Raw genomic sequence first — 12638 nt, 5'->3', positions numbered from 1 at the left:
CTTCTAGCTAGAGAGGAGTGTTCTGATCGGGTGTGCGGCTTACGCCATCACGCCGAGAATGTCGGACTCTTTCATGATCAGCAGCTCGACACCGTCAACGGTGACTTCGGTGCCGGACCATTTGCCGAACAGGATGCGGTCGCCGGCCTTGACGTCGAGCGGACGCACAGAGCCGTCTTCCTTGATCGCGCCGCCGCCGATGGCGACAACTTCGCCTTCCTGCGGCTTTTCCTTGGCCGTATCCGGGATGATGATCCCGCCCTTGGTCGTGGACTCTTCTTCGACGCGCTTCACCAGCACGCGATCGTGCAGAGGACGAAAAGTCATCTTGATCTATCTCCAAACAGAGGACTGAAGGTTTCTCGCAATCGGGCAGGGTGGGTTAGCACTCACCCCATCCGACTGCTAACAACGGCGGAGATAGGAGGCGAAGGGCGGCCCGTCAAGAGGTCGCGAATGCATTTGCAGCGCGACGGAATGCCTGTCAGCCTGCGTTCATCTTGCGGAAGATAAATCCGGCCATTGCCATACCTGTCATATAAATCGATATGATAGGTGTCGAGTTGCGTTACCGAGAGGGAAACATCATGAGACTCCGCCCAACCATGCTTCGCACCACCGTCCTCACCGTCGTGGCCCTGTCCATGGCCGCTTGCACCACCACCGACCCCTATACCGGTGAAACCCGGGCCAACAATACGGGCCGGGGCGTCCTGCTGGGCGCCGCTGCCGGCGCCGCGCTGGGCTATCTCACCAATACCAATGACAGCGAAGAGGGCCGGACCAACGCCCTGATCGGTGCCGGTATCGGCGCACTCGCCGGTGGTGCTATCGGCAATTACATGGACCGCCAGGAAACGGCCATGCGCGAAGCCCTGTCCGACACCGGCGTCGGTGTCCGCCGTGAAGGCAATGACCTGCGCCTGATCATGCCGGGTGATGTCACCTTCGCCACCAATTCCGCCGACATCCAGGGTCAGTTCTATGGCATCCTCAGCGATGTCTCGACGGTGCTGAACCGCTACCCGGCCACCTATGTGGATGTGGTTGGTCATGCCGACTCGGTTGGTGCTGCCGACTACAACCAGCAGCTCTCCGAGCGCCGGGCCCTGTCGGTTGGCAATTACCTGATCGCCCAAGGCGTGTTGCGTGACCGTTTCTACATCGCCGGAATGGGCGAGCGTTCACCGATCGCGTCCAACGAGACGGCCTCCGGCCGCCAGCAGAACCGTCGTGTCGAAATCCTGATCCGGCCGCACGCCTCGTCCTGATCCGGTCGATTCTCCACACCGAAATGAAAGCGGCCCGCCTTCAGGCGGACCGCTTTATTTTATGCCTTCCCTATGAAATCAATGGTTTGTGCCCTGGTTTGGCGAACTGGTTTACCTTCGTTAACCAAACGACAACCCGAGCCGACACAGCTTAACCTGCAAGCACACCTGACGACCCGCTGATTCGAAGGCCCGACATGCCCCGCGCATCCGACATTCTGATTCTCCTGACCTACATCACCATTGCCGGCGTGGCCGCGATCGGTTTCGAGTTCTTCGGACTGATGCCGACGCTCAATGCCTGGATGATGGGTGCGATTGTCTTCATCGTGGCCGGCATGGCGCATTCGGCGGCGGCCCGTGGCCAGGAACGGCGCGTTCTGGAAACCGAAATCCACGACCTCAAGGCGGCCAATCTCGCCCTGGCGGAAGAGTTCGAAGCCGCCCAGGCCCGGATCGACGAAATCACCGACGAGCTGCGCGCGGAATCTGTCGAGCGCGACAATGCGCTGGTCCATGAAGTGAAGGTGCTGGAAGACCTGGTCCGGCGTGTCGGTCCGAACGGAGTGCAAACCCGACCGGACACCGCGACGACCGTCAGCACCTCCCGTACCGATATCGATACTGTTCGCGAAGCGCTGGCCGCCAACCGGGTCGATCTGTACCTGCAGCCTGTCGTGACCCTGCCGCAGCGCCGGACGGCCTTCTATGAGAGCTATACCCGTCTTCGTGATGCGACCGGCCTGGTCCTCGCTCCGGGCGCCTTCATGGCTGCGGCGGAAGAGGCCGGCCTGATGGCCGAAGTCGACAATCTCCTCCTGTTCCGGTGTGTGCAGATCGTCCGTCGCCTGACCGGGCAGGACCGCAAGGTCGCGATCTTCTGCAACATCTCGCTGAACTCCCTGTCGGACGAAACCTTCTTTCCCGAATTCCTCGACTTCATCCGCCAGAACAAGGATCTGTCCGGTTCGCTCATCTTCGAGATATCGCAGCAGGCCTTCGAGGAACGCGACGCCATCGCCGCCCGCAACATGGCGCGGATGGCGGATTTCGGCTTCCGCTTCTCGATCGACCAGATCGCCCATGTCGAGCTCGACCTGACCGAGATGGAGCGCGCCGGCGTGCGCTTTGCCAAGATCGGCGGTCGCCGCCTGCTCGACGCCATCGAGAATTACGAGTCGATTGCCGGCTACGAGGCCGGCGCCATTGCCACCGAGGACCTCGCCGGATTGTTCGGACGTCACGGGATCGAGCTGATCGTCGACAAGATCGAGGATGAAGCGACGGTGGTCGAAGTGCTGGAAATGGACGTCGCCTACGGGCAGGGGCACCTGTTCGGTGAACCGCGCCCGGTGCGCGATGACGTGCTGGAAACTGCCCGCGACAGCGCCAAGGGCACAGGGCGCGACGCCGACAGCAATGTCATCCAGATGACGGCCTGACCGAAGCAGCGATTGACCGTCCCGCACGAGCCTGCTTCAAGCAGACCATGCTTCCTGAACTCGCCACACTCGGCCCGCTCCGCGACCGTTATGACACCCTCTATTGTGATGTCTGGGGCGTCATCCGGGACGGTACTGACCTCCTGCCAGAGGCGGTCGACGCCCTGATCCGTTTCCGCGACAGCGGCGGCCGCGTCTGCCTGGTGTCGAACTCCCCCCGTCGCAGCAGCTCGCTGGCACATTTCCTGACCGATATGGGACTCCCGGACGAGGCGACCGACGCAATCGTGACGTCCGGGGACGCCATCCGCGAGGCGTTGGTCGTACGGTCGCCCGGCAAGGCTTTCAATATCGGCCCCGAGCGTGATGGCAGCCTCTATGAAGGGCTGGCGCTGGAATTTACCGGTATCGAGGACGCTGATTTCATTTCCTGTACAGGCCCTGACGACTACCTCAATGGCCGGCCGGAAGACTATGATGCGGTATTGGCGAGAGCGCTCGATCGGGGTCTGGATCTGGTCTGCGCCAACCCGGACATCGTCGTGCAGTCCGGAAACCGGCTGATTTTCTGCGCCGGCGCCATTGCCCGGCATTACCGGCAGATGGGCGGGACCAGCATTGTTGCGGGCAAGCCGCACAGGCCGATCTATGGCCTGGCCAGGGCCGCACTCGAAACGCGTGGCTTTGCCGTGGACCTGACGCGGGTGCTGGCGATCGGCGACGGGCCGGAGACCGATGTTGAAGGGGCGACACGGGCTGGTGTGGATTGCCTGTTCATCGCCGATGGTATCCTCGGCGAAACGCTTGACGGCGGCCGCCTCGATGTCGAGACAGCCGCCGCCGCGCTGAAGGATTATGGTGTCGCTGCCCGCTATGTCGCGGACCGGCTCACCTGGTAGGCCTGGCCTGGATCAGTCGAACAGGGAGTCTATCGAACCCTGGTCGAGATCCGCAGCCGGAGCCGCATCGGCGAACATCGCGTCGATATCGTCCTGGCTGGTCTCCGGGCCGCCGATCGCCGGGCCATTGAGCAGCAGCTCGCGGGCCCGTTTTTCCTCGGCGGTTTCCTCGGATACCTGATCGGCATCACGGACACCCATGACATCGGCAAAGCGGGACACGCGATCTTCCACGTGGCGCAGCGATGTGACGACCTTGGATACCCGTTGGCCGGCGAGGTCCTGGAAGCTGCAAGCCTCGATGATGGTCATCATCCGGGCTTCGACACTGGCGCGGTAGGCGTCATAGTCGGCTTCATCGTCACAGAGCACGGCTTCCGCCTCGCTCATGATGGTTTCGGTCGCCCGTTCGGTATCCCCGACGACAGCCTCGAGTTCCTGGCCGGCGGAGGGAATGCGCGAAGTCTTGATATCGTTCGGCCTCAAGGCCGCGATCTCGTCACGGGTTCGCGAGATGTATTCCGCGATATAGTTGAATTCCTGGCAGATCGACTGGTCGAGGGAGCTGAAGAACAGCTTCATCGTATCCGTCAGCTGGTGGGCCAGCTTCAGGACTTCCATGATCTGGGCATCCTGCAGATCGCTCGCTTTCAGTGAGGCGAGTGACGTGCGGACTTGCGCGGCAACATTGGCGGCGGGCATGGGGCCCTCCTTCCTTTGCAGACTCAAACAAGGATTGGGCGTTTCATCGAGCGACTAGAAGTCGCCGAGAACCGCTGACATCTTTGATTTGAGAGTTCCGGCGTTGAAGGGCTTCACGATGTAATTGTTCACACCGGCCCGTTTCGCCGCGACCACGTTTTCGGTCTTGGATTCTGCGGTTACCATGATGAAGGGCGTCGCCTTCATGCTTTCGTCGGCGCGAACCTTTTGCAGAAGCTCGTAGCCCGTCATGGGCTCCATGTTCCAGTCTGAGATCACCAGACCGTACTTGTTTTCCTGCATTTTCGCGTATGCTTCCTGGCCATCGGCGGCCTCGTCCACATTTTCGAACCCAATCTGCTTGAGCAGGTTGCGAATAATGCGGATCATGGTTTTGTAGTCATCCACGACCAGGATCGGCATCGTCATTTCGACAGCCATGCTTAGTCTCCATCCACTCGGCGCGTTTACACTAGGACAGCTTGTTCCGCTGTCTTCAGTTCGGACCCTAGACAATCGCGGATAAAAATCGGTTAAAGCGGATACAAAGATGGAGTCTCCCATGTCGGACGTGCGCGGTATCGCTCTCGATGAAATGGAAATAGGTCTTTCCGCAGAGGCAGTTAGGACTGTCACTGAGGAAGATTTGGATATGTTCGCAAAAGTGTCCGGGGACTATAATCCCGTGCATATGGACGAGGAATTTGCCCGCGCCACGCCATTTCGGGGCCGGATTGCGCATGGCGCACTGGTCGCCTCCTACATTTCCGGCGTGCTCGGAAACCAGCTGCCCGGACCGGGCGCGATCTTCCTTGGCCTGAACATGCGCTTCTTCCATCCGACCCGGATCGGCGATGAAGTCCGGACACGCGTCGAAGTGAAGTCGGTCGATCTCAAATCGCGCAAGGCGGTCATGGACTGCACCTGTCATGTTGGTGACAAGCTGACCATGCAGGCGGAAGCCGAGGTCATGGTCCGCAAGCGTCGCCGCAAGGCGGACGACTGATCCCGCATGAAGATCCTGCGAGGCCATAACGGATTGCCGCAGGATGATCGCGGCGCGGTCATCGCCCTGGGCAATTTCGATGGCGTCCACATGGGGCACCGTCATGTGATCGGGCTGGCCGCAGATCTGGCGCGGTCCCTGGACGCGCCGCTCGGCGCGGCCCTGTTCGACCCGCATCCCCGCCGCTTCTTTGCGCCGGACGCTCCGGCTTTCCGACTGATGAGTGCGGCGCGTCGCAACCGGATCCTGCAAAGCCTCGGGGTCAGGCAGCTTCACGTGCTGCCTTTCTCGATGGACATGGCCAAGATGACGCCGGCGCAATTTGTCGGCGATGTTCTGGCCGACGGCCTCGGCATCGCCGGTATCGTCACCGGTGAGGATTTCCGCTTCGGGGCGGGCCGGACCGGTGCCACTGATGATCTTGCGCGGCTGTGTGCCGAGCGCGGGATCGCCACCGCTTTTGCCGAACTGCACGGCAATGGCGCCGACAAGGTTTCGTCGACACGGATACGCAAGGCCATTCATGATGGTGACATGCGGGCCGCCGCGACCCTGCTTGGCACGGCCTGGGCGGTCGAGGGTATCGTCCAGCGCGGCGATCAGCGTGGCCGGACCATCGGTTTTCCGACCGCCAATCTGACGCTGGGTGACTTTGTGCGCCCCGATTACGGAGTTTACGCGGTTCGTGTCGGTGTCGATGGCGCCATACCGTCGCTGGCCGGTGTCGCGAATATCGGCAAGCGCCCGACGGTCGATGGCGCGACCGAGCTGCTGGAAGTGCATCTTCTGGACTGGTCCGGCGATCTTTACGGGCGCGCGCTGGAGGTCGAGTTCTTCGATCACCTGCGCTCGGAAAAGCGGTTTGACGGGCTCGATGCCCTGAAGGCGCAGATCGTCGACGATGCCGCCGCGGCGCGTCGTGTGCTGAGCGCCCTGTCTGGACCGGCCTGACGGGCTCTGTTAAACGCGAGGCATGGTCTCGATGTCCCGGTTGATATGCCCGGCTGCGCCTGTCGCCGCCACCGCCTTCGGGCGAATTACCGGCCCGGGCCGCCGCGTTTGACGTGGGCGGTTCCGGGACATGTCCTGCCTTGAACCCATGACGACAAAAGACCGCAAGGATCCGATCCGATGACGGACACGCCCTCGAAGACTGGTGCGACAGACGCCGGTCGCGACTACAAAGACACGCTCTTCCTGCCGACAACCGATTTCCCGATGCGCGCCGGCCTGCCCAAGCGCGAACCGGAATGGCTGGAACGCTGGAATTCTCTCGACCTCTACAAGCGGATGCGCGAGCAAGGCGCCGACCGCGAGCGCTGGGTGCTGCATGACGGCCCGCCCTACGCCAATGGTCATATCCATATCGGTACCGGCCAGAACAAGATCCTCAAGGATATCGTCGTCCGCTCGCACCAGATGCTCGGCTTTGATGCGCCCTACCGTCCAGGTTGGGACTGCCACGGCCTGCCGATCGAGTGGAAGGTCGAACAGAATTTCCGCGCCAAGGGGCGCAACAAGGACGATATCCCGGTCAAGGAATTCCGCGCTGAGTGCCGCCGCTATGCCAGCGAATGGGTCGGCGTCCAGTCGTCCGAGTTCCAGCGCCTGGGCGTCAATGGCGAGTGGGATGATCCCTACACCACCATGGCCTTCGAGGCGGAGTCCGCCATCGTCCGCGAATTCCTCGCCTTCGTGGAGCAGGGTCTGGTCTATTGTGGTTCGGCTCCCGTGATGTGGTCGCCGGTCGAGAAGACCGCCCTGGCCGAAGCCGAGGTCGAATACCAGGACAAGGTATCGTCGACGATCTTCGTGCGCTTTCCCGTTCGCGGTGTGCGCAAGGATGGTTCGGCGGTCCCGAGGACCTGTATCGGCGCCCATGTCGTGATCTGGACGACGACGCCCTGGACCATCCCGGGCAATCGCGCGATCTGCTTCTCGCCGGAGATCAGCTATGGCCTCTACAAGGTCACCGGCGTTGATGGCGGCGAGTTCAAGCCCTGGGCCATGCCGGGCGACACGCTGATCGTGGCCGACGCGCTGTGGGAAGAGACTGCCAAGGCGGCGATGATCGGCAATTGGGAACGGGTCGACACCATCGACCCGGCCGGTTTCGTCTGCTCGCACCCGCTGTCCGAACTCGACCGTTTCTGGAGCTATCCCGTGCCCCTGCTGCCGGGTGAGCATGTCACCGACGAGGCCGGTACCGGTTTCGTGCATACCGCGCCCAGCCACGGTGCCGAGGACTATGTTGCCTGGATGGCCTTCCCGGAATGGCATGACAAGGATGCGCCGGTCCCGCACATGGTCGACGAGAACGGCGCCTATTATCCGCACGTGCCGGTTTTCGCCGGGCTCAACATCATCCGTCTGGATGGCAAGAAGCAGGGCCAGGACGGGCCGGCCAACAAGACCGTGATGGACGAGCTGATCGTGCAGGGCAAACTTCTGGCACGCGGCCGACTTGAGCATTCCTACCCGCATTCCTGGCGCTCCAAGGCACCGGTCATCTTCCGCAATACGCCGCAATGGTTCGTCGCCATTGACAGGCCGATGAAGTCGGGCGGAACCCTGCGTGAGAAGGCTCTCAAGGGCATCTCGGAAACGACATTCACGCCGAAGGTCTCGGAAAACCGCATCCGCTCCATGGTGGAGCAGCGGCCGGACTGGCTGATCTCGCGGCAGCGCGCCTGGGGCGTTCCGCTGACCATGTTTGTCGAGAAGGGCACGACCCGTGTCCTCAACGACCCCAAGGTCAATGAGCGCATCATCGATGCGGTCGCCGAAGACGGCGCCGACGCCTGGTTCGAGCGACCCGCCGCCGACTTCCTTGGCAGCGAGTATGACGCGGACGCGTATGAGAAGGTCACCGACATTCTCGATGTCTGGTTCGACAGCGGCTGCACCCACGCCTTTGCCCTTGAGCCGCGAGCCGACCAGAAATGGCCGGCCGACCTCTATCTCGAAGGCTCCGACCAGCATCGCGGCTGGTTCCAGTCGTCCTTGCTGGAAAGCGCGGGAACGCGCGGCCGTGCTCCGTATGACGCCGTGCTCACCCATGGCTTCGTCATGGCGGGTGATGGTCGCAAGATGTCCAAGTCGCTTGGCAACACACTCGCGCCCAACGAGATCGCCAAGAAATACGGCATCGAGATCATGCGCCTGTGGGTCTCGGCCCAGGACTTCACCGATGATCTGCGCATCTCCGAGGAGATCCTGCAGACCTCGGTCGATGCCTATCGCAAGATGCGCAACACCTTGCGCTACCTGCTCGGCGCCTTGCACGGGTTTGATGACACGATCGAACACGTCCCGCATGACCGCATGCCCTCGCTCGAGCGATTCATGCTGCACCGATTGCACGAGCTCGATGGTGTGGTCCGTGAGGGTTATGAGAGCTACGACTTCAAGAAGGTCTATTCGGCGCTGTTCAATTTCTGCGTTGTCGACCTGTCGGCCTTCTATCTGGATATCCGCAAGGACAGTCTTTATTGCGACCGGCCGGATGGTGACCGCCGCAAGGCCTGCCGTTCGGTCATGCACGAGATTTTCATGCGCCTGACCGCTTGGCTGGCGCCGATCATGCCCTTCACCATGGAAGAGGCCTGGCTGACCCGCTTCCCGTCCGAGGATGACAGTGTGCACCTGCGCACCTTCCCGAAAACGCCGGGTGACTGGCAGGACGGGGCGCTGGCCGAGAACTGGCGCACCATCCGCCGTCTGCGCCGGGTTGTGAACGGGGCGCTGGAAGTCGAGCGCCGGGAAAAGCGGATCGGGTCCAGCCTCGAAGCGGCGCCGCAGGTCTTCGTTTCCGACGCCGCCTATCGCGCGGCGCTGGCTGCGGAAACCACGGGCGATGTCGATGAGTTTGTCGCCGAGATCGGTATCACCAGCCAGGCCCATCTGGTTGATGGCGAGGCGCCGGACGGGGCCTTCCGCCTCGACGATGTCGCCGACATCGCGGTCGTGCCGGGTCGGGCAAAAGGGACCAAGTGCGCCCGTTCGTGGAAATACTCGACCGAGGTCGGCGCCGATGCGCGCTATCCGGAGTTGAGCCCGCGCGACGCTGATGCGGTCGCCTGGTGGGATGCGGCGAATGCCTGATTGGGTGAGCGAAATCCGGCGGCGCTTTGCCGCGTCGCCGGTGCCGCGCCTGGGGTTGGGCATTGCGGTCGTGGTGCTGATCCTCGACCAGCTCACCAAATGGTGGGTGTTGTCGGGGCTCAACTTCTCGCCGGCGGGCTGCCTCGACTATCAGCGTGCCGAAGGCGCCGAGCGCCTGACCTTGCTCAATACGTGCGGACATATCGAAGTGTCGCCGGTCTTCGACCTGACCATGGTCTGGAACAAGGGTGTCAGCTTCGGGCTGCTGGGTGCGGATGGTCCGCTGGGGCGGTCGATCCTGATCGCCTTTTCGGTGCTGGTGGCGGTCGGCCTGATCGCGGGCCTGCTGAATGCCGGCCCGATCCGGGCCACGCGCCGGCTGCAGGGCGTGGCGTTCGGCTTCATCATTGGCGGTGCGCTGGGCAATTCTATCGACCGAGGCCTCTACGGCGCCGTTGTCGATTTCCTCAATTTTTCCGACGTTTACTTTCCCTACGTCTTCAATATTGCGGATGTCGGGATCAATTTCGGCGTCGCCGCGATCATTCTCGATGTTTTCCTCAATGACAGAAAGCCGGCATCCGACACCTAGTGTGGATTCCGGGGTGGAGTGATGACCCGCCTTTGGGTTAAACTGTTACCAACAGAAATTCGGAGTCTCACAGAGATGCGTAAGCGTACTGCTCTTATCGCCGCAACTGTCGCGGCCATCGCCCTTTCCGGCTGCAGCAATGTCTCGAGCGCGCTTGGTGCCGAGCGTTCGACGCCGGACGAGTTCCGTACCGTAACCATCGCACCGCTGACCGTTCCGCCGGAATACAATCTGCGCCCGCCGCGTCCCGGTGAGCCGCGCCCGGACGAGATCTATCCCGACCAGCAGGCCCGCGCGGCGCTGCTCGGCCGACAGGGTGAATTCGAAGGGTCCGACGCCGAGGCCCTTTTGGTCGCGCGCGCCAATGGCGGTTCCGCCGACCCGTTCATCCGTTCCATCATTGATGGCGAGATGGCCAGTGTTGTCCGCAAGAATCGCAGCTTTGCCGATCAGGTGCTGTTCTGGCGCAATGGCGAGTATCGCCCGCAAGGTGATGCCACGCCGCTGGATGCCGAGGCGGAAGCCCTGGCCCAGGAGCGCATCCTGAATGTCACCGGTGGTGGCGAAGTGGAAATCGAGCGTGATCGTCGCCTGCTTCCCAAACTGCCGGGCCTTTGATCCGGACCTGTCGCGTCTGACGGTCTGACCGTCCGACCGACGCTCCCACTTGACCGACTCGGGGCCAGCCAAGAGGCTGGCCTCATGTCTTTGGCCATGACCCAACCCATCATCCGACGCCTGCCACCGGAAACGGTGAACCGAATTGCTGCCGGCGAGGTCGTCGAGCGGCCGGCCTCTGTCGTCAAGGAATTGGCCGAGAATGCGCTGGATGCCGGTGCCAAGCGCATCGACATCACCGCCGAGGGCGGCGGGCTGGTCCGCCTGCTGATCGAGGATGACGGCAAGGGCATGAGCCCGGCCGAGCTCGAACTGTGCATCGAACGCCACGCCACCTCGAAACTGCCTGTCGGCGATGACGGCGCCGACGATCTCCTCAACATCTCCACCATGGGCTTTCGCGGCGAGGCGCTGCCATCGATCGGCTCGATCGCCCGGCTCTCCATCACGACCCAGGCCAAGGGCGAAGGCGATGCCTGGGCGATCCTGGTCGAGGGTGGCAACACCAATGGCACCGCACCGGCCGCGCCGCTGGGACGTGGCGGCACGCGGATCGAAGTGCGTGACCTTTTCTACGCCACGCCGGCCCGCCTGAAATTCCTCAAATCTGAACGCTCGGAGAACCTCGGTATCACCGACGTGGTCAAACGCATGGCCCTGTCACGTCCCGATGTCGGTTTCTTCCTCACCCTGGACGGTCGCAAACGCCTGTCCGTTGCCGCCGAGCGCGGTGAGGGAGCCGAAGCGCGCATGGCCCGCATGTCGGCCATCCTCGGGGCTGATTTCGGCGAGAACGCGCTCGAGGTCGACCAGACCCGCGACGGCGTGCGCATCTTCGGTTTTGCCAGCCTGCCGACCTATTCGCGCGGCAACGCCATGCATCAATACCTGTTCGTCAATGGCCGCCCGGTCCGCGACAAGCTTCTGGGTGGTGCCGTGCGCGGGGCCTATCAGGACTTCCTCGCCCGTGACCGTCATCCGGTCGTGGCGCTCAATGTCGAGCTGCCGACCAACGAGGTCGACGTCAATGTCCATCCGGCCAAGGCCGAGGTCCGCTTCCGCGACGCCGCCCTGGTGCGCGGCCTGATCGTCGGCTCCCTGCGCCATGCCCTGGCCGGAGCCGGTCACCGCGCCTCGACGACGGTCGCCGGCTATGCGCTGGGGCGGGTGCGTCCGGAAGGCTATCAGCCGCCGCAACCGCCACCGGGCGGCTATCAGTCCCACACCAACAGCCTCGCCGGCTGGGGGGCGCCGCGCCCCCCGTCAGAACCCTATCAGGATCAGGTCTTCGATCCGGGCATGTCGGCTCGTGTCGAGCCGGACCAGGCGGGTTATGGCGCGGGAATGGGTGAGGGCGCGGCGGACGGTTTCGACCCGGCCCAACAGCCCTCCGCCCCGCCACCGGACTGGCCGCTGGGTGTCGCCCGGGCGCAATTGCACGAAACCTATGTCGTCGCCCAGACCGGCGATGGCATCGTCATTGTCGACCAGCACGCCGCCCATGAACGCCTCGTCTATGAGCGTATGAAAAAGATGATCGCCGAGACCGGGGTCCAGCGTCAGCGCCTTCTGGTCCCGGAAATCGTCAATCTCGACGAGGCCGAAGCCCGCCGCCTGCTCGAGCGCACGGAAGAGCTGGAGGAACTCGGCCTCGTCATCGAAGCCTTCGGCCAGGGCGCCATTGCGGTCCGCGAAACGCCGTCCTTGCTGAAAAAGCTCAACATCCAGGGCCTGATCCGCGACCTCGCCGACGACCTCGCCGAGTATGACCAGGCTTTGTCCCTGAAAGAAAAGCTGGAAGACGTGGTCGGCACCATGGCCTGCCACGGCTCCGTCCGCTCCGGCCGCCGCCTGACCGGCGAGGAAATGAACGCCCTCCTGCGCGAAATGGAAGCCACCCCCCATTCCGGCCAATGCAATCACGGTCGGCCGACCTATGTGGAGCTCAAGCTGAGCGATATCGAGCGGCTGTTCGGGCGGCGGTAGCAGCCACTACCCTTCTCC

The 12638-nt window shown here is 63.0% G+C and carries 12 protein-coding genes; 9 read left to right on the top strand and 3 right to left on the bottom strand.

Annotation, left to right across the window (positions count from 1 at the left end):
• Positions 1-39: 39 nt before the first annotated feature.
• On the bottom strand, positions 40-327 hold the full coding sequence (locus ACN0X9_RS11105; RefSeq protein WP_011642545.1) for a co-chaperone GroES: 288 nt from the start codon (positions 325-327) through the stop codon (positions 40-42).
• A 260-nt stretch (positions 328-587) separates the two neighbouring features.
• Here ACN0X9_RS11105 and ACN0X9_RS11100 point away from each other — a divergent pair, with 260 nt between their 5' ends.
• The 3 genes from ACN0X9_RS11100 to ACN0X9_RS11090 all read left to right on the top strand — a co-directional run bounded on the left by ACN0X9_RS11100 (position 588) and on the right by ACN0X9_RS11090 (position 3612).
• Positions 588-1271 carry an OmpA family protein gene (locus ACN0X9_RS11100; RefSeq protein ID WP_417487663.1) on the top strand — a complete coding sequence of 228 codons (684 nt, stop codon included), beginning with the start codon at positions 588-590 and terminating at the stop codon, positions 1269-1271.
• 197 nt (positions 1272-1468) lie between these two features.
• Positions 1469-2713: an EAL domain-containing protein gene (locus tag ACN0X9_RS11095; protein ID WP_417487662.1), complete on the top strand. Its 1245-nt coding sequence runs from the start codon at positions 1469-1471 to the stop codon at positions 2711-2713.
• Positions 2714-2760: 47 nt separating this feature from the next.
• Positions 2761-3612, top strand: coding sequence for a TIGR01459 family HAD-type hydrolase (locus tag ACN0X9_RS11090; protein ID WP_417487661.1), 852 nt, complete (start codon positions 2761-2763; stop codon positions 3610-3612).
• A 12-nt stretch (positions 3613-3624) separates the two neighbouring features.
• Here the strand turns inward: ACN0X9_RS11090 and ACN0X9_RS11085 are convergent, their stop codons facing one another.
• Together ACN0X9_RS11085 and ACN0X9_RS11080 are read right to left on the bottom strand one after the other, a co-directional pair.
• Positions 3625-4314: a protein phosphatase CheZ gene (locus ACN0X9_RS11085; protein ID WP_417487660.1), complete on the bottom strand. Its 690-nt coding sequence runs from the start codon at positions 4312-4314 to the stop codon at positions 3625-3627.
• Between the two features lie 54 nt (positions 4315-4368).
• Positions 4369-4755 carry a response regulator gene (locus ACN0X9_RS11080; protein ID WP_417487659.1) on the bottom strand — a complete coding sequence of 129 codons (387 nt, stop codon included), beginning with the start codon at positions 4753-4755 and terminating at the stop codon, positions 4369-4371.
• 109 nt (positions 4756-4864) lie between these two features.
• Between ACN0X9_RS11080 and ACN0X9_RS11075 the strand changes: the two genes are divergently transcribed.
• From ACN0X9_RS11075 to mutL, 6 genes are all read left to right on the top strand, one after another.
• Positions 4865-5320 carry a MaoC family dehydratase gene (locus ACN0X9_RS11075; RefSeq protein ID WP_417487658.1) on the top strand — a complete coding sequence of 152 codons (456 nt, stop codon included), beginning with the start codon at positions 4865-4867 and terminating at the stop codon, positions 5318-5320.
• 6 nt (positions 5321-5326) lie between these two features.
• Positions 5327-6271 carry a bifunctional riboflavin kinase/FAD synthetase gene (locus tag ACN0X9_RS11070; protein ID WP_417487657.1) on the top strand — a complete coding sequence of 315 codons (945 nt, stop codon included), beginning with the start codon at positions 5327-5329 and terminating at the stop codon, positions 6269-6271.
• A 180-nt stretch (positions 6272-6451) separates the two neighbouring features.
• Positions 6452-9424: an isoleucine--tRNA ligase gene (gene ileS, locus ACN0X9_RS11065; RefSeq protein WP_417487656.1), complete on the top strand. Its 2973-nt coding sequence runs from the start codon at positions 6452-6454 to the stop codon at positions 9422-9424.
• Complete coding sequence (gene lspA, locus ACN0X9_RS11060; RefSeq protein WP_417487655.1) at positions 9417-10016, top strand: signal peptidase II; 600 nt, start codon at positions 9417-9419, stop codon at positions 10014-10016. The genes ileS and lspA overlap by 8 nt, the downstream gene beginning before the upstream one ends.
• A gap of 75 nt (positions 10017-10091) precedes the next feature.
• Positions 10092-10634, top strand: a complete 543-nt coding sequence (locus ACN0X9_RS11055) for a DUF3035 domain-containing protein (RefSeq protein ID WP_417487654.1) — start codon at positions 10092-10094, stop codon at positions 10632-10634.
• Between the two features lie 96 nt (positions 10635-10730).
• Positions 10731-12620, top strand: coding sequence for a DNA mismatch repair endonuclease MutL (gene mutL, locus ACN0X9_RS11050; RefSeq protein ID WP_417487653.1), 1890 nt, complete (start codon positions 10731-10733; stop codon positions 12618-12620).
• Positions 12621-12638 lie beyond the last annotated feature (18 nt).

The sequence above is a fragment of the Maricaulis sp. genome (assembly GCF_048268525.1).
Lineage (GTDB): Bacteria > Pseudomonadota > Alphaproteobacteria > Caulobacterales > Maricaulaceae > Maricaulis.
Note: the sequence above shows the minus strand (reverse complement) of the source record. Positions and strands in the feature narration are given on the sequence as shown.